Raw genomic sequence first — 24,102 nt, forward strand, 5'->3', positions numbered from 1 at the left:
AAATAGCCTTAATCTACATTTCGAAAAAAATTGTATGATTAAATCTCTATAAACAGCTATTACATAAAAAAGCTGATCAAGATCAAAGATGGTTTCATTGATTATATAAATAAAAACTTAATTACATAATATCACTCCTTTGACATTTTCAATCCCCAATCACGTAATATTTCATCCGCCTTCGCTTTAGTGATGTTTCCTGTATAAATTTCATTATTATCAAGATCAAGAAGTGAAAAAGTGCCACAAACTAGATTTAGTGGATTAATATCAATAGTGTCAATATTTCTGTAAAAAAAATCTGTTGATCCTTTACAACCAGTATGATATTCTATTGTAAGTCGTAAAACACTGTCTTTAGAAATTTGCTTTTCAAATAAATCTGATTCCCTACAATAATGATTTTGCCAAAAAAACAAGCATGTACAGCAAACAATTTCTTTTGACTTATGAAATGGCTTTGAATTTATAGTATCGTATATAAATAATGATGACGATTTAACCCTGCCATTACTTAGTATCCATTCAAGGTCATGTTTATAATAACTTGACACGAAACTCTGCCAATTTGTATAAGTAGTGTCAAAAGATTCAGTCAATGGATAAATCCCCTTTTGCATTCTAAATTCATCATATCTACTCCAGTATTTTGACGTCATATTATTTTGAAAATAAAATGACATCGAAACCAAGCTTAGAAACAAAACAGTAAAAACAGCAATTACCTTCAAAAATATCTTTTTCATACAATTGCATTTTTTTTCACCTCAATGTTCTTAAAATTTTGGACAAACAATCACTTAAAACTGAAAATAAATAAACGGCTGTACGTCTGCTCCAGAAACTTGCCAAACAATCCAGCAACATATTGCGATTAGCAATGCTTTGAGCGGAGTTTTCAAGCTTTGAAACTGCAATGCCAAAATTTCTTCCCACTTCTTTGGCATCCAATGAATAATAAAACCAAACAATACCAAGCCCAATGCTTTAGAATAAGCTGGAATAATTTGAGGCAATAAGCTAAAGTCTATTGAGCTGAAGATCTGAGATATAATATCCTTTGCTAGATTAAAATCTGATGCTCTGAAGAATATCCAGCAAAAAGCAACCACATGAAAGGCATAAAAGCGCCTCAGCATTTTCACCCAAAGATTATCAGGAAGAGGAATTCTGCTTTTGAAAAACCTCTCCATACCAAGTACTGTCCCATGCATTGCTCCCCATAGTATAAAATTCCACGAGGCACCATGCCAAAGGCCTCCTAACAACATGGTCAGAAAAAGATTGACATATGTTCTTACTTTGCCATGCCTGTTTCCTCCTAGTGGTATGTACAGGTAATCTCTCAACCATGACGACAAAGAAATATGCCATCTGCGCCAAAAGTCAGTAATAGAAGTCGAAAGGTAAGGTTTATTAAAGTTTACGGGAAGATTGAATCCCATCAGCAGAGCAAGGCCTATTGCCATGTCAGAGTAGCCCGAAAAGTCGCAATAAATTTGGATAGCATAACCGTATACAGCCATCAGATTTTCCAAACCACTATACAACATAGGATTATCAAACACTCTGTCTACGAAATTTACTGATATATAATCTGAAATTACAGCTTTCTTGATCAAGCCACCTATAATGAGGACAAAAGCTTTATTGAGTTCAGAGGAATTCAGCGCAGGGTTCTTTCGGATTTGAGGAATAAAATCAGAAGCTCTTACGATCGGTCCAGCGACTAACTGCGGAAAGAAAGATACAAAAAACATAAAATCCAGAAAGCTCTCAGCAGGTTTCATCGATCTACGATAAAGATCAATGGAATAGCTCATCGTCTGGAAGGTATAGAATGATATTCCTATAGGCAAGAATATATCCATTCGTTCTATACCAGCACCAAAAAGATCATTGCCTATACCGAGAAAAAAATTCGTATACTTGAAGTATCCCAACAAGCCCAAGTTGACACACATGCTAAGTATCAATGCCAGCTTTCTTTTACCTTTATCTTCGGTCTCGTATATATATTGGCCCAGATAAAAATCAACTATACTGGAAAATATCAATAACACAAAGTACAAGCCACTCGACTTATAATAAAAGAACAAAGAAAATAATATCACGTACACCGTTCGCAACGACCTTAAATTACGAATGTTGATATAAACTCCATAGAACACTAAGAAGAGCACCAAGAATAAACCGCTGTTGAATATCAACGGTGACCTTGCTGAATATTCAAAGGCTCCCAACACTTTTTCCCAATCTATTTGCATCACTTTTGTTCTTTCTTTACTCTATAATAGTCCGTTATCGCCTCTACTCCAAGCTTCCTTCTTTCACCTCTTCAACTTGTACTGAATCCATATCAGCAAAACTATTTGAAACTATCGAATCTGATTTTGTCAACATTAGGAATTCACTCCAAAGCATATCAGCTTGCTTATAATACCCCTCTTTAGTAAAATGCACATAATCCCTTTGAGCCAAGCCTTGGTCCTTCCAATTCTTTATGGATTTATAGCCACCCATCGCTTCATAAAAATCCCATATTGCCACTTCATTTTCATCAGCCACTCTCAATTCCATATCTCTAATTTGCTTAGCTTTCGGATTATACTCTCGGTACCTTCCTTTTTTAATTTTCACATCAGGCGGTGTCGTCATGAGTATCTGGTCGCAAGAAGTCTTTTCTTTCAATTGGCCTAAAAACTCATTCATCGAAGCTTCTATTTCCTCAGCTTTAAACGGTGAATTAAACGATTCATTCGTTCCCAAAGACACAATCAACAAATCAGGCTTAAGAGCCGATATTTGATCAAAGAAATATTGCGAAGCGACATAATCCTCAAAAGTAGCTCCATTAGCGCCAATTGCCGAGTATACAATACCATCCGCTTTGGAATTTTCCAGCAATATCCCCATCAAATCAACTTTGGATGATTTCGCTTGATCGTTGACTTGTATATAAAATGACGAAACTGTATCCGGCAAGTCAAACTTTTGTCCAGCATAAAGGCTATCAGGTTTAGAAACATATTTATTCAAACTGTTTGAGCTAACCTTCTTAATCTGAGCGGGAACGCCCGCGCTGGAAACCACCAATTTTTGTCCAGGTCTTATCATACTGGAATTTATACCATTCCAAGTCTTGATTTTAGACACTGATACCCCATACTTTCTAGCAATTCCATATAAAGTATCCCCTGATTTCACCTTATGGTATTTTGCATCAGGAACTATTTGTTTCTTTGTTTCTTGTTGAAATGATTCATCATTTCTCAATCCCAACACAAACACATCATCCTCTTGAGAATGAAATATTGTAACCTGATCAAATTGATCCAACTCTGATTCTACCAAAATTTGAGCGTCTTTGGTATTGGTTTCAATACAGTGTCCTGCGATGCCTGTGCTTCGCTTCAATTTGCCATAAGAATTTCGCCTGCCTGACCAATAAACATTGGAAGTATACTTGATATCCGTAGCACCATTGGTTTTTGACAAACGATAAGGAAATACCAAACCTCTTCCTCCATTTCCGTATTTTTCTTGAAAATACTCTCGCATTCTTCCCGAAAAATAATCCGCTTGAATGTGAGAATCTCCAATATGAACGATATGAAGCTTTCTATTATCCAAAGAATCAAAATTCTCAAGCTTGTTGATGAACACACCTATTCTTTCCTTTCCAAGGATACTCTTAAGTGTATCTTGGCCATGGACATTTGATACGACGCTTATCAAAAAAGCTAAAACTGCTAATCTCTTTCGCATTATTAATTTTAAGTGTAATGTTAATTTGACAATGAATCCGAAGGATTTGAAATATGTGTAAGCGAGTCTTTTTGTAATTTTATCTTATTATCTATTTTTTGTTTCTTGTACTCTGCGAACTTTTCTTCCAAAAACTCATAAATCCAAGCACCTACTTGCTTGGCTCCCCTGTGATTAAAATGCGTATAATCCTTATTGGCTTTGGCAGGAGAACTATCAGCCCAATCTATCATGCTTCCATCACCTCCCATCTTGCTAAAAAGGTTAAAGTAAGCGGCTCCAGATTTATCCGCGGATTCTCTTTGCTCTTCCAGCAAAAAGAAAAGTCCTTTAGGGGTCTGCAATTCGCCATCAATTTTATAGGCTCTATCTCCAGAAGAAACAACCATAACCGGCACGTCGTCTAAATGATTTTTCAAATGTCTGATCGATTTTCTTAATTGACGTCCATACCAAGCATAATTTGTCATTGATGTATCGCAAACATTGGTTCCATATTGCAATATGAGCAAATCATACTCCATAATTTCATTAAACTCCTTCAACATTTGCGGAGATAAAAAACGCAATTGACCTCCCGAGCTTCCTCTCAAAGCTAAATTATCCACTATCACGCCTTCTCCATTATCAGAGCTAACGCCATAAAAGATAACGCTATCAGAAACCCCGGAAATAGACAATTCTATTTCCTTATGAGCTCCTTCCGTTAATCGTTGCATGTTAACCATTTTATCAGCAAACAATGAATGTCCGAGCTCAACAGTATCTACTTTCACCGTTAATAGAGTTGGTGTCAGCGAATCTTTCAAAATATCCTTCGTTGCATTGCCATAAAACAGCTTTAAATCATGCAATGAATCCAAGCCACTCATTCTAGCGCTTCCTTTCAACCTCAGAGTAGCCTCTAAGGAATCTTTGACAAAGAAATTTTCACAAGAAATGCCAAAAGGTCTTTTGTGATCTTTGAGATCAAAAAGCATATCTTCATGATCCCAATTCTTTGAATTATATTGATGAACTGTGGTTCTAAATCTAGCGGTTTGAGAATGCATTGGAAGATAGCCAACTCCTTTGCCTCCATATTTTTTTTGAAAAAGCTTGCGAGTAGTCATCACAATCAAATCGCCTTCAATCATCGAATCGCCAAAATAACCTATTCTGATTTTTTTCTTATCGCCTCTTTCCAACCTATCCAATGCTCTGAAAAAGGCTCCCAAACCCTTTTCTCTGCTAGGCTCATCAACTTTCGGCAATGGGATTTCTTTCACCTCCACCGCAACCGAAGATTGAGTGTTTGCATTAGCTACTAATGAATTATCTTTCAAGCTATCGCTTTCCATACTAAGGGTATCAACACCTGGATCTTGCTGTGTCTTCATCCTTGCCAACAAAACAGGCTGTTCGAACAACTTTTCCCTTAAGATGACTTTATCGAAAAATGTAAAATTCCTATGTTCAGCAAGTAAATCCACTTTTGGACTTAACCACTGATAACCAATTAAAAAAACGAAGGTCAAAACCATCGTCACAAACGCCTCTATAAATGTGGATTTATTTTCTTTCATCTTCACTGATACCCTCAAAAGACGTCTCTGGCAACTAATCTTAAAACTTTTCTCTGGCTTTTGCTTTTGAAAATGCCTCCACTATTTTAATAAACCGAAACGCATCATTTGATACTCGAACTCATAGAACTCAAAAGATCAAAGGAAAGAAAAAAATGCTACTTAAAAAAATTAAGCTTTCCTCAATTTCATAAAAATCAAAAGATAATATTTCAAATTTTTATAACAATAATTAACAAAAAATATAATTCCGTTCAAGCTTTCGCTCCAAACGATCAATTCATAATATCTTTTTTTGAAAGCTAAATCCTTTAAACAGCATAATTTTATCATTTTAGGTTAGTGAAGAATTAAAAATTTGAAGATCTTTCGTCTCTTAAAGCTAAAGCGCAATATGAGTGACTTCTTTCCAAACCAAAGGTGGACAAGCGATGGAGAGCCTGAACTTGGCATAGGTATCGTCATCGAAACCTACTTCAATCGAGTAAAAATAAACTTCCCCTCTGCTGATCAAACAAGACAATACGCAATAGACAATGCTCCCCTAAGGCGAGTTTCATTCAAGCCAGGCGATACTGTCTTTGATAAAAACCAACGACCATTTGTCATTGACCGCATACAAGAAGATGGCGATTTAATATTATACATTAATCAAAACAGAACACTTTCGGAAGCCGATCTAGGTGATGTGACTATGCAACATGGCGTTGATGAAAAATTACTCTCTGGAGAAATTGACCACCCCAGTCTGTTCTCATTAAGAAGAAGTACATTAGCATATGATCACCAACGCAAAACATCTCCTATTAACGGTTTTGCAGGCGGAAGAATCGATCTAATTCCACATCAATTATATATCGCCCATGAAGTTAGCTCTCGCTATTCTCCACGAGTTTTGCTTTCCGATCAAGTCGGCTTGGGCAAAACTATTGAAGCCTGTTTGATCTTGCACCGCTTGATTCTAAGCGAAAGAGTCTCTCGAGTACTGATTGTAGTGCCGGACACATTGATACATCAGTGGTTTGTGGAAATGCTCAGACGCTTTAATTTATGGTTTCATATATTCGATGAAGAAAGATGCGAGGCATTGGACGAAACGGCTCCCGACGGCAATCCTTTTCTGGATGATCAATTAGTGATTTGCAGTATCTCATTTTTAGCGAAATCGCCTAAACGAAGCCAGCAAGCGGTCTTGGCAGGTTGGGATATGCTCGTCGTCGATGAAGCGCATCACCTTGAGTGGTCAACTAATAATCCCAGCCCCGAATATGAAATCGTTGAAATATTAAGCAAAATTGCAAAAGGTCTATTATTGTTAACAGCCACTCCTGAACAATTGGGTGAAGAAAGCCACTTTGCACGACTTAGGTTACTAGATCCTGAAAGGTACAATGATTACGAGGCTTTCCTAATAGAATCCAATGATCAAAAATCAATTGCAAAAATTGTTGAAAAAATTTCTTCTGACAAATCCCTATCCTCTGAAGACAAGTCATTGCTTGAAGAAATATTCGATGAGAAAAAATTAAGTCAATTAGAAAAAAATGACACATTCATCAAAAATCAAATCATTGAAGATTTGTTAGACCAACATGGTCCCGGACGTGTGATTTTTAGAAACACGCGATCTGCGATGAGTGGATTTCCATCAAGAAAAGCTCATAGGATCACTTTGACAGCGAGCGAGCAAGAAGCATGGGTTAATAACATGTCCAAAGAATTTCTATTCGATCTTGGTGAAAGTGAAAAGCCTCAGTTCGACTACGATGATGACCCGAGGACTAAATGGCTCGTTTCTCATGTGTCTGCATTAAAACCAGCAAAAGCGCTATTAATCTGCAAAAGCAAAGCCAAGGTTTTAGCTCTAGAAAATGCTCTAGAAAAACTCGGCAATCTCAAAACAGCAGTTTTTCATGAAGACATGTCTATTGTTCAAAGAGATCGAAATGCGGCGTGGTTTTCAGAACCCGAAGGAGCCAACATTTTACTATGCTCCGAAATAGGAAGCGAAGGTCGAAACTTTCAGTTTGCTCATCATTTGATTTTATTCGATCTGCCTGTACACCCAGAGTTATTAGAACAAAGAATCGGTCGATTAGATCGTATCGGCCAAACCCAAGATATACAAATCTACATTCCTTACCTAAAAGGAAGTCCGCAGGAAACCTTCGTTCGTTGGTATCATGAAGGCCTTAATGCATTTGAGGAGAATATTGAAGGAGGAAATCAAATAAGCCAAACTTTTCATAACAGACTCATTGAATTAGCAACATCAAGGGATAGCATTAAAATTGACAAGCTCATAAACGATACGATTGTGTTTCATGAGAAATTAAAAAGAAAATTATCCGATGGCCGGGACAAGCTTCTTGAGATGAACTCTTTCAGGCCAAAAATAGCACAAGAGCTAATCGAACAGATCCAACTGTCTGATCAATCCTTAGATCTTGAAATTTATATGACTAAGGTATTCGAACACTTTAGCATAGAAATGGAAGATTTATCAGCACGCACATATTTTATCCGACCTTCAAGAAGCAATAGAGAAGCTTTTCCATCAATTCCTGACAAGGGCATATCCATTACTTTTGATAGAATAAGAGCATTGAACCGTGAAGATTTAAGTTTTGTCACTTGGGATCATCCTATGGTCACTGGGGCTATAGACATGATGCTTAGCGAAGGCATTGGAAGTGCCAGCTATGGCAAGTTGAAAGGAACAGGAAAAACCAATATACTGCTAGAAACTACATTCATCTTAGAGACGAACTCAAAAAACGGTATCGATGTGAATCGCTTTTTACCTTCCACTCCGCTAAGAATTGTTGTAGATCACCACGGAGAAGAACAAACCCAAACCTATACAACAGACCTGATTAACAAACATTTAATACCAGGAAATATTGAACAGCTACTCAACAATGATATTTTTGCGGATTCGATCATTCCTAATATGCTGGACACAGCGACTCAAATTGCAGAACAGTTAAGCCAAGAAATCATCCATGAAAGTCTGTCTGGAATGAATCAAACTCTTGATCATGAAATAGGCCGTTTGGCATATCTTTTCAAAAAAAATCAATCCATAAGAACAGACGAGATTCATACCGCTCTTGATGAAAAAAATGAATTAACAAATCTGATTGAAAATGCGCGTATAAGATTGGATTCTATCATGTTGATTACTGAAGGATAAACAAGTAATTTGATTGTGCGACTTATTCTTATTGTAAATCAAAAAGAGGTTCTTAATGTCAATAAATAAAATAAATGATATTATCTCAGGAAAAGAATTCAAACTAGAAGCTGGCTTGACAAAGCGTCAAATTATCAATTTACTCGGGGAACCTGATGATATTTTATACTCGAAAAGCCTGCAAATATTAAAATATGATTCGCTACAAATAAGTCTATTTGATAACATAATTCTGAGATATACTTACATAACATTAAATATGGAAATTAAACCGAATGATTTATTTCCTGATCAGATCTATACTGTTGAACATGACGTAGATTTTTATATTATCCATTATAACAAACACGTGGATTTGATATTTTTCAATGACACTGATAATTTATTTCAAATACAAAGAAACTTTCCATAAAACCTAACTACAAGAAATAAATTATAACTTTAATTATTTTTAATGTGATATTTTAAAATAAAACACAATAAATAATAACATATTCAAAGTGTTCAGCATTTTTTTATCCCAAAAAAGACTTATTCCTCTTAATTAGAGTTAACAATATTGTATTTGTTAGAGATAATTTTGTTCAAATAACTAGTTTTACATATATTATCTTCCACTTGATTTATTTTATCTTAAATAGTTCATTTTTTTCAATCAAATACAGTCTATGAGATTTATAGTTTCCCTAATATTTTCTACATTTTGTATAAGCACACATGCTTATTCCCAAAATTATCAAGGTGCGGGAGAGGACAACTTTTCAGGTGTGCTAAGTCCAGTATTTCAACCGGCTGCTATCGTTGATTATCCTGGAAAGTTCGATTTCTTAATCACCGGAGGGAGCCTTCATGCTGCAAGCAATGCGGTAACTCTTACAAGGACGTCCCACTTTCTGGATTTCGATTTCAACGACATCGACTATATCAAAGAAATTCATAACAGAAAAAGATACGGATATCAAGAAGCCGACATCTTACTGCCTAGTTTCTTATACAAGTGGAACACTCAAAATGCCATCTCATTATCCTTCAGAACCCGACAAGCATCCAGCATGCATGGAGTGACTCCTGACATCGTTAATAATCTCATAAAAGATCACGAAAACACCAATACGCCAAATACAGGTGAGCAAGATCGAATGGTTGAGAATCAAAGCGGGGCAGCCAATACTATGTCTTGGCAAGAAATAAATATCACTTATGCCCGAACGATCATTGAAGATCGTTACAAAAGGATCAGCATAGGAGCCACACCTAAAGTTCTGATAGGCATAGCAGCTATACACAGTCAGGTTTATGATATGACAATCGGTTATGACCAAACCGACAACAGGTATGTGAATGATATACAAGCCAGATACGGCATGTCTTCAAATCTCAATGAAGCAGGCGAAGAAGATTGGAAATTCAAACCGGCCGGAGGTCTTTCTTTAGGCTTGGACTTGGGATTCAGATATGAAAAGAAAAAGCCAAAATCTAATTGCCCCACTTACGGTCAAAGCAAAAGAAACTACATCTCCCAAAAAGATTTATTATCAGAATTCAGGGATTATGAATACCGTATCGATGTTTCTGTAAAAGACATTGGTCGCGTGCTATTTAATGAATCGGAGAACTCTGCCACAATCAATGGGTTAATCGATCCATTCGCATATATTTCAGGAGATCAATTCAGAAATATCAAGACTCCTGAACAACTGAAGGATACACTAGCGACTATGATGGTCCTAAATACAAATCCAGAAAAATTCTACATGTCACTGCCCACCTCTTTAAGCGTCAATATAGACTACAATCTAGAAAATGATTTCTACGTAAATCTTGGAATGTCAGTAGACATCTCCTCGATCATCATCGCGAAGCACTATTTGAAACGCCCAAATAGTTTCAACATCACTCCGAGATGGGAAACTCACCTCATCGCCGTATCGCTACCCAATTACTTCAATACTTTTGGAGAATACCAAATGGGACTTGGAATGCGAGTCGGGCCAATAACCGCGGGGATCAACAATATTCTCCCCTTTACAGGAAAAGATACTTTTGCAAGCGCTGGAGCTTATGTGGCTTTCAAAAGCTTCATATGGCCACGAAAAGAAAACCCTTATGAAATCCCCTGTCCTTGATCGTCGAAATTGACTTATTTAAGTTAAGTATTTACAAATTGAAATAATATAGATATATTAACATGACAAAAGTCTATTATTTAATTGATTTCAAATATGAAATTGGAGAATTTTCTGCAAGGAATAAAACCAATGCCTGACAACAAGGCCTCTTTTATCGCTTCCCATTTTAAAAAAGAAATTCATCAAAAAGGAATATCCTTGTTAAAAGAAGGCCAGATAAGCAAAAAATCATATTTCGTCGAATCTGGAATTGTACGCTGCTTCATTATTGATTTGGATGGGAATGAAATCACTACTCGGTTCTATTCCACTCCCGACTTTTTAAATGATTACCTTTCCTTTTTTAGCCAGAAACCTGCCAATGAAAACTATGAATTATTAACCGATTGCGTATTGTATAGCATAACATTGGACAATGTCCAAAAGTGTTTTCATAATGTTCCTGAGTTCAGAGAATGGGGCAGAATGTTATTAACGCTGAATTACAGCTATATGAGCAATAAAATGATTGACTATCATAAACTATCTGCTCAAGAGCGTTATTTAAAACTAATGAATGAACAACCCGAGATAGTGCAACAGGCCCCATTGAATATGATTGCATCCTATTTAAACGTAACGAAGTATTCCTTAAGCAGAATTCGCAAAGAACTGACTAAATCTTAACAAAGCTTATTAAAATTGCCATATGACAATTTTATCTAAATACTTTTATTCCATATTTGAAAAAAAAAGATATGGAAGTTTCAACAACACAAGTGCCTCTTTGGCTATCAATTTTATTCATCATTTCATTTGCAACAATTCCTGTATTGATAATCTCCAATGCAGGGAAAACCGCTTATGAAAAAGCTAATCTAAACGGTTCCGTTATCAAAAAGCAAATAACGCTTTTTTATTGGGCATATTTTCTCGTTGTATCTCTGGCTTCCTTGACAGGCTTTTTTACAGTAAATGCCTTACCTCCTAGAATGGTCGCGTATGTCATGGTCCCCCTTTTTCTATTTTATGTGTTAGCCGTACAAAAATCAAGATGGTTCAGAATCATATTTGACAATATAAAGCTCGACCAATTGATTTTCATACATTCTTTTAGGTTTATAGGCGTATTCTTTTTTCTTGCCTATGCATACGGAGCGCTTCCAAAGCAATTTGCATACATTGGAGGCTCTGGTGATATCATCTCGGCAATACTGGTTTTCCCTGTCATTTTAGCGATAAAAAAACAAAAAACATATGCGAAAGCAATGGCTATTGCTTGGAATATCATTGGGCTTTTGGATATCATTTTCGTCATTTCAACCGCATTTATAGTAACTAAAGCAGCTCTAGAAACTGGAAATGAAGGCGTTGCTCAATTTGGAACTTTTCCTTTCAGTTTAATTCCTGCTTTCGCTCCAGCAACAATTGTTTTTCTCCACCTGATAACATTCAAAAAAATAAAAAATTACAAATTCGCTCCACAAGAACCTTTAACAGCCTAATAATATTTTTATAAACAGTTTTTCAGTATTGTATATTCTTAAACCCACCTCAATTGATTAATCTCTTTTGGGGTGTTTTTTCTTTAAACCACAACACATTATGTTAAATATAATCCAAAACACTTTCCATCCTCATAGATCTCGATCCTTTTATCAACACAACTGAATCTTCAATTTTCCAATTTGAAATATATTTCTCCATTTCGCTCTTTCCATTAAAATGAATCGCATTTGGACAATGCTTTTTTGCATATAGCATTTCTTCTCCAAGCAAAATCACTTTATCAAAACCGAGTAAATGAAGTTTTTTACCAAGCTTCTCATGTTCACTCAGAGACAAATCACCCAAATCCTTCATATCACCAAGAATCACAACTTTGTTTCGATCTTCCATTAAAGACAAACTCAAAACTGAAGCAATCATTGAACTTAAGTTCGCATTATAGGCATCCATTATCACCTTATTGGATTTTCGCTTGACGAACTGAGATCTATTTCTCTTTGGAACGTATGCGGCAACAGCAGCAATCCCTTTTTCATCCTCCACACCAAAATTTCGCCCAATACATAAAGCCGCTGCAATATTTTCAAAGTTATAGTTTCCTATTAAATTGGTTTTCACCGTATTTCCAAACCTTGAACCGACAGATACAAAATCATCTTCTGAAACCAATTTCAAATCATTGTCATCTAGATACTTAATTGGAGTATGAAAACAAGAGCTAAGTTTAAGCAATAAACGATTCTTTGCATTGACAAATACTTTCCCATTATGAGCATATAAATATTGATACAAATCACTCTTTGCCTTAATCAATTGTTTACTGCCTCCAAACACACCCAAATGCGCTCTACCAATATTTGTTATCAACCCGTAATTAGGTTTTATTATATCACATAGTTCTGATATATCTCCCACTCTACGAGCCCCAATCTCAAAAACCGCAATTTCATGCGAATTATTCAATCTCAAGACGTTCAACAACGCTCCTCCTCTAATGCTATTTTGATTGCCATCAGTGGCGAACACATTATATTTCTGAGATAAAACCTCTCGAATCAATTCCTTAGTTGTCGTCTTGCCATTTGACCCAGTAATAGCTATAACCGGAAGACGAAATCGCAGTCTATGATATTTGGCTAATTTGCGAAGCACTTGATAAACTTCTTTCACCAAAATGCATTGATCACTTACAACCTGTCTTGGATCATCAACGATGGCGTATTTGGCTCCTTTTTCCAAAGCTTGGCCAACAGCGGAGTTTCCGTCATAATCTCTCCCACTCAAGGCAAAATACAAATCCCCATCTCTAACATATTTAAGATTTGCTGTCACACCTGAACATTCTAAAAATTTGGAATAAATATCCGTTTCAATTGAAAGAAGATTTGACATAAAAAAATAATTTTCCACAACTAAAAAACCGAACTCGCATTAACGATTAAGCTTTGCAAAGCACGCTTCTTATATCTGCATAAAAATTAAGCCAACAGCTAGAGCAAGAATTCCTACCACTTTATGAATTGTCAAAAGTCTCTTTTTAACACCTAATATTCCAAACCTATCGATCAAGACCGAGCATGTTAATTGCCCTGTAATTACTCCAGCTACGGTTAAGGACACTCCAATTTTAGGAATTAAATACAAAACCAAAGTAATTAATATGGTCCCAAAAAATCCACTGAAATAAAGATAAAAAGGCACGTTCATCATATTCGCTGGAAATTTAACTCTAAACAATAGCAAATAAATACTCAAAAATATTGTCGCTCCTGAAAAGCTTAAAAAGGTTGCGATCAGTGGATTTCCCACATAGTGATTGAGCTCTGCATTAATATTGCCTTGAAAAGGGGTTATAAAGCCAATTGCAAAGGCAAAAAATATCCAATAACTTTTATGGACAGCTCCTTTTTCATGTTTGATCAAATACAATCCTACTAACAAGCAAATCACACCTATTATTTTTTGTAAATTAATTGGATGAGTTTTCATTCCAAACAAACCTATTTGATCCAAAATCAAAGAGCAAACAAGCTGTCCCACTATAGCGAAACTTAGTGTTGTGGCTACACCAAGCTTTGGTATTAACAGCATCACACTCGTGATAAAAACAATCCCCAACAAACCTCCTGTATACAAATACCAAGTAATATTAGTCAATGTAGAAAAAGAAGGAAATGTCTCTCCACTTACCAATAAATATATTCCAATCAAGACATTGGCTACGAAAAAACTAAAAAATGCTACTTGAAACGGGTGATTCATATGCTCTGACAACTTTGCGTTGATAGTGCCTTGGCATGGAATACAACACCCTGCTACGATTGCCATTAGAATTAAATATAGGCTCATGAAGAATTGGATTTAAGCTATTAATCAAACCCTCCAATCAAATTGATGTTCCTAAAGTAGTAAAATAGATCAAAATCTGATTGAATTACACCTTCATAGAATCCAGTGAAAAGCCTAAATGAACAAAAAACACTTGCCCAGCAAACAAAATATATCTATATTTTTAGGTTTACAAATAATAACCAATGAAAGAGGATTTACCGATATACACGCTAAACCAGTTTGAAAGCCAGCTTAGCAAGAACAAGCCATATCAAGTTGAAATTTTCGATGCTAATAGGCATTTCGAAGTTGAATATCCGCATAAACATGACTTCTTCGAAGTACTCTTTCTTACCAATGGCTCTGGCTGTCATATCATAGACAGCAATCGGTATGATATCAACCCGCCATGTGTATTTTTCTTAAGTCCTGGTCAAGCCCATAAGCTTGAATTATCCAAGGATATTTCTGGCTATTTATTCTTGTTTACTGATGAATTCTACCTATTTCATAAATCAAATAAAAACCAACTACTTGAGTTGCCATTTTTCTTCAACATCAACCAAGAAAATCCACCCTTGCAGTTTGCCAACGCTGAAGATGTAAACTTCCTCATTCAACTTTTCAAACGTGGGTGCAAACTCATGGCTGAAAACCAAGGTTTTTTGCAAATAGAAGCCATTTTAGATACGGTTTTGAATACGTGCTGGAGCTTGTACCCTAACTCTCCAACAGGAAACGAACAACAAAAAGGACATCTGCTTGTCAAAAGATTCAGGCAACTCATAGAGGAAAACTACCAAGAAAATCTTAATATTCAGCAATACGCTGAATTACTAAACATCAGTCCTAACCACTTGACTCACATCGTCAAGAAAGTTTTGGGAAAAACATCATTAGACCTAATAAAAGAACGCAATATCATAGAAATCAAAAGATTATTGATCCATACTGACTTATCAGTAACTCAAATTGCGGATCGACTAAACTTCAATGATCAATCCTACCTTACCAAATTTTTCAAAAAAAACGTAGGCATCACTCCGGCCGCTTTCAGAAACAATCGTTGATAATTACCTAAAAAGCCATGCTTTTGACAATGATTTTTTATTCTTAACATGGATATTTGTAATATCGCGAATAAGAAATAAAAACATTGTTAAAGATATGGCTAATTATTTTAATACATTACCGCTTAGAGAGCAGTTGAACCAATTGGGAATCTGCGAATTCATGTCAAAAGACGAGTTCAATGGTGTTGACGCTTTGTTAGGAAAAAAGATTGTAATTGTTGGTTGTGGAGCTCAAGGTTTAAACCAAGGTTTAAACATGAGAGATTCTGGCCTTGACATCTCTTACGCTTTAAGACAAGCAGCTATCGATCAAAAAAGAGCTTCTTGGCAACAAGCTACTGACAACGGATTCAACGTTGGTTCATTTGAGGAATTGATTCCATCAGCTGACTTGGTGATCAACTTGACACCGGACAAACAGCACACTCAAGTGGTAAACACTGTTATGCCATTGATGAAAGAAGGAGCCGCGCTTTCCTACTCTCATGGTTTCAATATCGTGGAAGAAGGCATGCAAATCCGTGAAGATATCACTGTAATCATGGTTGCTCCAAAGTGCCCGGGTACTGAAGTAAGAGAAGAGTACAAAAGAGGGTTTGGTGTACCTACGTTAATTGCTGTTCACCCTGAAAACGATCCAGAAGGAAAAGGATGGGATTACGCTAAGGCTTACTGCGCAGCGACAGGTGGACACAGAGCTGGCGCTTTGAAATCATCTTTTGTAGCTGAAGTTAAGTCTGACCTTATGGGTGAGCAAACTATTCTTTGCGGATTGTTGCAAACAGGTTCTATCTTGTCATTCGACAAAATGGTAGAAAAAGGAATCGAGCCTGGATATGCTTCTAAATTAATCCAAAATGGTTGGGAAGTTATCACAGAAGCGCTTAAGCATGGTGGCATCACTGGTATGATGGATAGACTATCAAACCCTGCTAAAATCGAAGCATTCAATATAGCTGAAGAACTTAAAGGAATCATGCGTCCATTGTTCCAAAAGCACCAAGATGATATCATGGGAGGAGTATTCTCAAGCACGATGATGGAAGATTGGGCTAATGATGACAAAAACCTTTTGACTTGGAGAGCCGCTACTGGAGAAACTAACTTCGAAAAAACTCCAGCTGCTGAAATCGAAATCGCTGAGCAAGAATACTTCGATAACGGTCTTTTGATGGTTTCTTTCGTTAAAGCGGGGGTTGAGCTTGCTTTCGAAACTATGACTGAAGCAGGAATCAAGGCTGAATCAGCTTATTATGAGTCATTGCATGAAACTCCATTAATCGCCAACACAATCGCTAGAAAGAAATTATTTGAAATGAACAGAGTAATTTCTGATACTGCTGAGTACGGTTGCTATTTATTCGATCATGCTTGCAAGCCTCTATTGGCGGATTTCATGACTAATGTTGAAACGAATATCATCGGTCGCAACTTCAATGAAGGCAGAGACAATGGTGTTGACAACCAAGAGTTGATCGCTGTTAACCAAGAGATTAGAAATCATTCAATCGAAGCTGTTGGATTCACATTGAGAGCTGCGATGACAGAAATGAAGTCTATCAATGTAGCTGAAAAAGAAGCTGCTCTAGTTTAAGAAATAATTGTTTAAATATATCGGTTTCAAAAGCTCCGGTCATAATGATCGGAGTTTTTTTATCTCCACCCAACAAGATTTGCTCACACTTTTATATCATTTGCTCATTAATCCACTGAAGAACATTCTTCCTCCACTTCTCCTCTGAAAACTCGGTCTCAACATATTCTCTGCATGACTTCCTATCCAAAGCATAAATTTGGTTATGAGCCTGGCATAATCCATCCACATCATTAACATGAATCAGAATTCCAATCTCCTCATGTCCTCCAAGAACAAATCTTGTTCCAGGGCTATCATATGCAATTACCGGCACTCCGCAAGCCAAGCTCTCCAACATGATTAAACCAAATGCTTCATTCCATTTTGGGGTAAAAATTGTAGCCTGTCCTTTTGATATTTCCTCGGAAAGCTCTTCAGAGGACAAATAACCTTTGTATTCAAAGATTTCGGAAGAGAATCTCTCTTTCAACTTATTCCAATATGCTTCATCCTGCACTACGCCTGCTATTTTCAACTTGACATTATTTTTTTCAGCATATAGCAGTGCATCCTCCAAACCTTTCTCAGGAGAAATTCTTCCAATCCAATTCACAAAGTTATCTGATACAGGCTCAAATTTCCTGAAACTCATATCTATGACACACCCTATTTCAAAAATATTATCAGTGTTCAATCCAGGAAAAGTTTTCATTTGTTCTTTATTAAGCATGCCTATGCTTCTTGGAAATTGATCTGAAATCTTCAATATCATTTCATTGACATTTTTCAGATGAGAACAAAGACTAATGTAATGCAACACTGGACATTTGAAAATAAAAGAAGAATAGAGAGCCAACCAATCATAGGAAAAATTCAACACCAAATCCGGCAAATCCTTATTAAGCTCCATAATGATATTTGACAATACTGAGCTTGTCGCAATTTTCTCATCATCAAAGGCTTTATATTGAACGTAATCTTCCAGTGATCCTTCAACAGTGACCGTTTTCGCATTAGCAGTAGTATGAGAGCCTGTGGGACAATAAATAACAACCTCATAACCTTCACTATTCAATAAATCCGCAAACCTTTCGATCTCCCTTTCAACTCCTCCTCCTTTTCCACTACCAAGCATGGAAACCGCAGTAGAAATTATACTAATTCTTTTTTGAGATGCGCTCATCAATCATCCAATTATAAATGCAATCACATTAAGTTGATTCTTTCAACCCTTACTTAGCACTTTAACAAGACAATTTATAAATGGTTGGTATGCACAAGCATTTCAGAAGCTTTTCCAAAATTAAATCAATATTTTATTCCATTATCACAATCAAATAAAAAGTACAGCTACATTAATCAAACTATAAACTCTAAAAACAAAAAAAGCCCTAAAATAAAATAATTTCAGGGCTTCAACTTTGTTATATCAATTTATCAACCTGTGTTTCTCAATGCTCCAGCAATTGCGTTGATCAGAAGAAGAATCTCCTGCAATGTCTCCTCCGATCTTGGGTCTTCATTGGCAGTTTCATCTCTCCACTGTTTCAACAATTCAACCTGCCTATCGTTCAACAAGTTCAGCGCCTGCGCTCTCAGCTGATTCGAGTAATAATGATTTGGTCTTCTTTCTTCGATTGGTCTTTTGAATAAAATTCCCAGAATCTTTTCTGTCTTTTCCAATTCATTCTCAATCAATCCTAAAATTGAACTTTTCACTTCCTCGTCTTCAACCAAGCCTGCATACTTTTCAAATATTGACTTGTCTGTAGCAGCCAAACTAGTATCGATATTCGTAAGAACATATCTCAATAATGGATCAAAATCCACTAACTCTCTGAACCTTTCAAACATCTCAGGCTTTTCATTCATGAATTCCTCTAGCGTCGAACCTACTCCATACCAACTTGTAATATTGAATCTTGATTGGTTCCAGCTAAACACCCAAGGAATAGCTCTCAAGTCATTCAATGTTCTTTTACCTGTTCTTCTCGCAGGCCTTGAACCAATCTTAGAATGCTCAATCGCATCAATTGGAGTAGCTTGGCTAAAGAACTTAATGAAATGCTCATGGTGAATTAATTCTTGATAATGCTTTTGGCTCACATGAGACAAATACTCCATCACATCTTCCACCTCTTTCGTATGCTCTTCGCTATTTCCTAGGAGCGTATTAGTTGCCGTTCCCGCCATTAGCAATTCCAAATTGTAAGTGGCGTTCATGCGGTTAGCATATTTTTGAGCAATAGTCTCACCTTGCTCAGTCAATCTAATATCATTTTGAAGAGCGCCTTCAGGCAATGACTTCATGAAATAATGCGTCGGACCAGCACCACGACTTATCGAACCTCCCTTGCCATGGAAAAATAAAATTCTAACTCCATGCTTCTCACCAACTGCTGTCAGTTTTGCTTGAGTGCTATACAAGTTCCATTGGCTAGCCAATACTCCACCATCTTTGTTACTGTCACTATAGCCGATCATCACCTGCTGCATAGGCTTGTCTTGGCCTTTAGTTCTCTTTTGGTACTTTAGGCTACGTTGAGTGAATGGATGAGACAAAAACGCGTCCAAAATCTCAGGACTTCTCTCCATATCGTCAATAGTCTCAAACAATGGAACTACCGGCATTCTACAAGCAAAACCATCTTCTTCCTGCACGAATAAACCTGCTTCTCTAGCTAGTATATACACTGAAAGCAAATCAGAAAGACTTCTTGTCATACTGATAATAAGCGAGCCTAAGCCTTTGGCAGAATACTTTTCAATGTAGTCTGTCAAGACTTTGTAACAATCCACAACTGCTTGAGCGTTTTGCTCCCTTTTCATCTTTCTATGCGTGAAAGGTCTAGCTGATGTCAACTCTCCATTAAGTATTGCCAATCTTTCCTCTTCCGAACCTTCGACAAATTTATCTCCCTCAAGTCCAGCCGCATTCATTAATTGCTGTATAGCCTTATCATGGAAATCTGAGTTTTGACGAATATCCAAATGAGCTAAATGAAAACCAAATGTTTGGATAATTCTAATTGCCTCGTTTACATCCGCATAAGCGATTTCTTCCGCTCCATATTCAACAAGAGACTTTTGAAGGATATCCAAATCTCTAAGCAACTCATCCTCATTCTTGTAGCAATATGAGTAATCTTTCAACTTAGTCGCATGCTCTCTTTCGATATCGATAGGCAACTTCATCAACAACAATCCGACAAACTGTCTGAAAGCCTCCCCTTTGTTTCTTTCTAATGCAACATGCGCGCTATCGCCAACTTGCTCAATAATTTCATCAACTCTGGTCTTCAACAAATCAGGAGCTTTTTCAAGCTTTAAAACAAAGCTCAATTGCTTAACAAGTTTCATCAAAGAACGTCTAACAACAATCAGAGCATTAAGTCTAAGTGTGCCGAGAGTTTCTTTAGTCACTTCAGCTGTAACAAACGGGTGTCCATCTCTATCACCGCCTACCCAGTTGCCAAAGCTATATTTTGGCAAATTCTCAGGCACTTTGATCAATGACTTGTCAAAACCATTGTACCTCCAAGCTTCATAAAATCTTCTATCCAAGATTTTAACCACATCTGGAAATACATTTTTCAAATAATGAACAATTCCTCTAAGCTCGTCCTTAAGGTTCGGCTTTTCTATGTAAATTTCTCCTGTTCTCCATATTCTATCGATCGCCAACTTGATATCTCTTCTCAAGTCCTCTCTCTCGATATCCGTATACATTCTGTTCTCACGCTTTACAAGCAACAAATAAAGCTCTCTGTGATGCTCAAGAATAGTCGCTCTCTTGGCTTCTGTCGGGTGAGCTGTAAGCACTGGTTCAACATGCGCTGACTTTACAGAATCGATGATTTGCTTGCCACTCAAGCCTTTTTCTTTGCAAAGCTTCAAGCTTTTTCCCCAAAGGCCATTGATAGTGTCCGAGCCATATTCGTCTTCACGCTTACGTCTGTGTTGCACAGCGCCGTTTTCTTCCACCATATTAAGTAGTTGGAAGACGATTGAGAATAATTGAATATGCTTATGATCCAATTCCAAAACATCCTTGTCAATTTCGTTGATCCAAGGGATGCACTTAGCGAGTTCAGCCTCGCCGTTTTCTTCAAGAACTTCCTTGAAGCAAACCAGCAAATACTCTAAGTCAATGTATGGCTTTCCTAAGTTGGCCTGTGTCTTCGTCAGTTGATTCATAAAATATATTAATTGATATAAAAGTTTGCTTTATTATTCATTAACTAAAAGAATATGACTCCAATATGTTTTAATATCTGCCACATCATTACGAAGTAATGACAAATAAAAAATCCATGTTTTCCGATCGAACACACAGCGAATTAAAAAATTTAAAACATCGCACTTGAAAAGCAACATAGATACACGATACATATCCCAAAGCATTGCTTTCCCTTAAGCACTTGACAAAATTATACAATCAAATTAAAATAAAGTATGAGCCGTCATGTTTTAAACATGATTCTCATCATAAAAAAACCCAATCGCAATGATTGGGTTAAAATTTTCCAAGAAATTAAAAAACTCTCACACTTCTTATTAAGAGCTCTCTATATTTAGTCTTTAAAAAGGCAATGAATCATCATCATTATCTTCAGTAATATTTATTGTCGGCGGCTCACTTGGAGGGGGAACATTTTGAAAAGGTTCAGATCCTCCTCCCATATTGTCTGGTTGTTGAGCTGCCACAGCCGTCACTCTCCACGCTTGCAAACTATTGAAGTAATTTGTTTGTCCTTGAGGATTAGTCCAAGCTCTACCTCTCAAATTGAACTCAACCATCACTTCGTCTCCAACTTTAAAATTATCCAAAACAGCGCAACTATCTTGTATAATTTCAAACTTTATATGTTGAGGATATTGCGGATTGTCCATGTATTCTATGACAAACTCTCTTTTCTTAAATCTATCTGACACTTGTTGAGTGTCGAATATTACATTTAGTTTTCCTTGAATATTCATTCTCGAATTGCTTTATATTCTTTATCAGAAAACAAAACTATAAAATAGAAACAACTTATTAAAAGATCCTTAAAAATTACTTTTCAATAAAAGCCGTACTTTTTTACTTTACAGTATAGGTAGTCTCAACATTCAAGCCAGGCTTCATTATGCTCAAGTCCGTAGTATCTTCAAAATAGATTCTCACAGGCACTCTTTGAACAATCTTCACAAAGTTTCCAGTGGTATTATTAGGCGGCAAAAATGAATATCGAGCTATAGCCGCAGGTCCCATTGAATTGATTGTTCCCCAAAAAGTTCTGGACGGGTAAGCATCAATCGAAATCTTTATTTTACCTCCTATTACAAGCTTATGAATCTTCGTTTCCTTATAATTAGCTGTCACCCAGATATTCTCGTCATCCACTACAGTAAACAATGTCTCTCCTCCTTTCATATATTGCCCTGTTCTGATTTTTACCTGAGAGATCGTCCCATCTATTGGAGAATAAATTTTTGTATATGACAAGTTTCTAGCCGAAAGATCCACGTTTGATTTTAACTTGCTGACAGTTGAAATATTTTTCTCAATTTGTTCTTCATTTACTATGATTTCCACCTTTAGCTTTTCTATTTGCTCTTTAGCAATATCCAAAACTTCTCTTGATGAAACGAAAGCCGCTCTATATTTATCATACTCGCTAAGCGGAATAACACCTTCAGCATACAATTGCTCATTTTCACTATAATCTTGCATCGCTTTCTTGAATTGAGCTTGCTTAGCTCTGTATTCATGCTGAGCTTCTCTAAGCTGTATTTTTTTATTCACCAATTCATTTTCAGATATCTTTAACTGAATCCTTGCCTCATCATACTTCCCTTGATTGATCTCCAAAGCCAAAATATACGGTATCGAATCCAAGGTCGCCACCAATTGTCCAGCCACTACTTTTTCATTCTCCACCACATAGACTGAATCCAAAAAAGCCTCTACCCTAGCAATAACAGGAATAATATAACCATCCACTTGCGCATCATTGGTTGTGACATGCTTTTGAAAATACACTGTCACATATGCGATTACGCCCAAAACAATAAGTATAACCACGCTAAATACCAAATAATACTTTTTATTTGACTTTTTCTTAGCTTCGGCTTCTGAGTTCTCCATATGAATCAATAAATATAACTTCTCAATGCTCAGAATCATTTATTGCAAATGGTGTGCAAAATTTCGAAACCCTCTTAATAATAATACTATTTTAAAAGATTATTCAGATTTAAAAAACGCATAAAAAAATAAAGCGGAAGGACTCCGCTTTATTTATTCAGATAGAAATTGTAAAAACCTAGCTCAAAAAACTATGATTAACCTTTGATTTTAAAAAGCCAAAAATTTAGCATTCTTGTATATATAAAGAACTGTAAATCAACGATTTTATTGTCTACCTTCTCACACATTCACTCAAATATTCTCAATATTAATGATGATGTCCGCCTGGCCCATGCACATGTCCGTGAGCAACCTCTTCCTCATCAGCCTCTCTGATTTCTAGAATTTTCCCAACAAATCTCAAATCATATCCCGCCAAAGGATGATTAAAATCCATCTTCACTCTCAACTGCTCGACTTTTACAACTTCAGCCAATAATTGATTTCCTTTCTCATCAGACATCGGTATTACTTTACCTTTCACCAATAAGCTTTTATTCAACTTTCCATCCACCTTAAAAGTGGACTTTGGTATCCACTCCATTTTTTCTTCATCATAGTCTCCATATGCTTCATCATAGGGAATTTCGAAATTGAAAGCATCTCCTTTTCCCATTCCGATCACCTTCTCTTCAAAAGCAGGCAATACACTTTGCACACCATACAAATACACCAAAGGCTTTTCCTCTGTTCTTGATTCATATTTAACGAATTCGCCATCTCCATTATCAACAAACAAATCGTAACTTATCGTCAAAACCGAATACTTATTCTTCTCTACCTTCATATTTTATAAATAAAAAA

Annotated in this window: 17 protein-coding genes; 6 read left to right on the forward strand and 11 right to left on the reverse strand. The window is 36.4% G+C overall.

Features of this window, described 5'->3' with window-relative positions; translation table 11 throughout:
- Nucleotides 1-131: 131 nt before the first annotated feature.
- The 4 genes from AABK36_RS11645 to AABK36_RS11660 are packed head-to-tail and all read right to left on the reverse strand — an operon-like array spanning nucleotide 132 to nucleotide 5,333.
- Nucleotides 132-746: a hypothetical protein gene (locus AABK36_RS11645; protein ID WP_309938849.1), complete on the reverse strand. Its 615-nt coding sequence runs from the start codon at nucleotides 744-746 to the stop codon at nucleotides 132-134.
- Nucleotides 747-800: 54 nt separating this feature from the next.
- A complete protein-coding gene (locus tag AABK36_RS11650; RefSeq protein ID WP_309938848.1) occupies nucleotides 801-2,267 on the reverse strand; it encodes an MBOAT family O-acyltransferase in 1,467 nt (488 codons plus the stop codon).
- 43 nt (nucleotides 2,268-2,310) lie between these two features.
- Nucleotides 2,311-3,768, reverse strand: coding sequence for a LysM peptidoglycan-binding domain-containing protein (locus AABK36_RS11655; protein ID WP_309938847.1), 1,458 nt, complete (start codon nucleotides 3,766-3,768; stop codon nucleotides 2,311-2,313).
- A gap of 20 nt (nucleotides 3,769-3,788) precedes the next feature.
- Nucleotides 3,789-5,333 (reverse strand): SGNH/GDSL hydrolase family protein, encoded by a 1,545-nt coding sequence (locus AABK36_RS11660; protein ID WP_309938846.1) that lies wholly within the window; start codon nucleotides 5,331-5,333, stop codon nucleotides 3,789-3,791.
- Between the two features lie 394 nt (nucleotides 5,334-5,727).
- On the opposite strand from AABK36_RS11660, the gene rapA reads away from it, so the two are divergent.
- The 4 genes from rapA (at nucleotide 5,728) to AABK36_RS11680 (ending at nucleotide 12,142) form a co-directional block, all read left to right on the forward strand.
- Entirely contained in the window at nucleotides 5,728-8,529 is a 2,802-nt protein-coding gene (rapA, locus tag AABK36_RS11665) for an RNA polymerase-associated protein RapA (protein ID WP_309938844.1), read from the forward strand.
- Nucleotides 8,530-9,197: 668 nt separating this feature from the next.
- Nucleotides 9,198-10,655, forward strand: coding sequence for a DUF5723 family protein (locus AABK36_RS11670; RefSeq protein WP_309938843.1), 1,458 nt, complete (start codon nucleotides 9,198-9,200; stop codon nucleotides 10,653-10,655).
- Between the two features lie 96 nt (nucleotides 10,656-10,751).
- A complete protein-coding gene (locus AABK36_RS11675; protein ID WP_309938842.1) occupies nucleotides 10,752-11,324 on the forward strand; it encodes a Crp/Fnr family transcriptional regulator in 573 nt (190 codons plus the stop codon).
- A 71-nt stretch (nucleotides 11,325-11,395) separates the two neighbouring features.
- Nucleotides 11,396-12,142 carry a hypothetical protein gene (locus tag AABK36_RS11680; protein WP_309938841.1) on the forward strand — a complete coding sequence of 249 codons (747 nt, stop codon included), beginning with the start codon at nucleotides 11,396-11,398 and terminating at the stop codon, nucleotides 12,140-12,142.
- Between the two features lie 103 nt (nucleotides 12,143-12,245).
- Here the strand turns inward: AABK36_RS11680 and AABK36_RS11685 are convergent, their stop codons facing one another.
- Together AABK36_RS11685 and AABK36_RS11690 are read right to left on the reverse strand one after the other, a co-directional pair.
- Nucleotides 12,246-13,538 carry a UDP-N-acetylmuramoyl-tripeptide--D-alanyl-D-alanine ligase gene (locus tag AABK36_RS11685; protein ID WP_309938840.1) on the reverse strand — a complete coding sequence of 431 codons (1,293 nt, stop codon included), beginning with the start codon at nucleotides 13,536-13,538 and terminating at the stop codon, nucleotides 12,246-12,248.
- A gap of 69 nt (nucleotides 13,539-13,607) precedes the next feature.
- Nucleotides 13,608-14,495 carry a DMT family transporter gene (locus AABK36_RS11690; RefSeq protein ID WP_309938839.1) on the reverse strand — a complete coding sequence of 296 codons (888 nt, stop codon included), beginning with the start codon at nucleotides 14,493-14,495 and terminating at the stop codon, nucleotides 13,608-13,610.
- A gap of 185 nt (nucleotides 14,496-14,680) precedes the next feature.
- Here AABK36_RS11690 and AABK36_RS11695 point away from each other — a divergent pair, with 185 nt between their 5' ends.
- The gene (locus AABK36_RS11695) at nucleotides 14,681-15,547 is read left to right on the forward strand and encodes an AraC family transcriptional regulator (RefSeq protein WP_309938837.1); all 867 of its coding nucleotides are present in this window, start codon (nucleotides 14,681-14,683) and stop codon (nucleotides 15,545-15,547) included.
- Nucleotides 15,548-15,644: 97 nt separating this feature from the next.
- On the forward strand, nucleotides 15,645-17,144 hold the full coding sequence (ilvC, locus tag AABK36_RS11700; RefSeq protein ID WP_309938836.1) for a ketol-acid reductoisomerase: 1,500 nt from the start codon (nucleotides 15,645-15,647) through the stop codon (nucleotides 17,142-17,144).
- Between the two features lie 91 nt (nucleotides 17,145-17,235).
- Here ilvC and AABK36_RS11705 read toward each other — a convergent pair whose 3' ends face one another.
- From AABK36_RS11705 to AABK36_RS11725, 5 genes are all read right to left on the reverse strand, one after another.
- Entirely contained in the window at nucleotides 17,236-18,309 is a 1,074-nt protein-coding gene (locus tag AABK36_RS11705; RefSeq protein WP_309938834.1) for a glycosyltransferase, read from the reverse strand.
- Between the two features lie 254 nt (nucleotides 18,310-18,563).
- Nucleotides 18,564-21,323 carry a phosphoenolpyruvate carboxylase gene (locus AABK36_RS11710; protein ID WP_309938833.1) on the reverse strand — a complete coding sequence of 920 codons (2,760 nt, stop codon included), beginning with the start codon at nucleotides 21,321-21,323 and terminating at the stop codon, nucleotides 18,564-18,566.
- A 384-nt stretch (nucleotides 21,324-21,707) separates the two neighbouring features.
- On the reverse strand, nucleotides 21,708-22,106 hold the full coding sequence (locus AABK36_RS11715; RefSeq protein ID WP_309938831.1) for a DUF3127 domain-containing protein: 399 nt from the start codon (nucleotides 22,104-22,106) through the stop codon (nucleotides 21,708-21,710).
- 103 nt (nucleotides 22,107-22,209) lie between these two features.
- Nucleotides 22,210-23,256: an HlyD family secretion protein gene (locus AABK36_RS11720; RefSeq protein ID WP_309938830.1), complete on the reverse strand. Its 1,047-nt coding sequence runs from the start codon at nucleotides 23,254-23,256 to the stop codon at nucleotides 22,210-22,212.
- Nucleotides 23,257-23,566: 310 nt separating this feature from the next.
- On the reverse strand, nucleotides 23,567-24,085 hold the full coding sequence (locus AABK36_RS11725; RefSeq protein ID WP_309938829.1) for an FKBP-type peptidyl-prolyl cis-trans isomerase: 519 nt from the start codon (nucleotides 24,083-24,085) through the stop codon (nucleotides 23,567-23,569).
- Between the last annotated feature and the right edge of the window lie 17 nt (nucleotides 24,086-24,102).

The organism is Aureibacter tunicatorum, assembly GCF_036492635.1.
GTDB lineage: Bacteria > Bacteroidota > Bacteroidia > Cytophagales > Cyclobacteriaceae > Aureibacter > Aureibacter tunicatorum.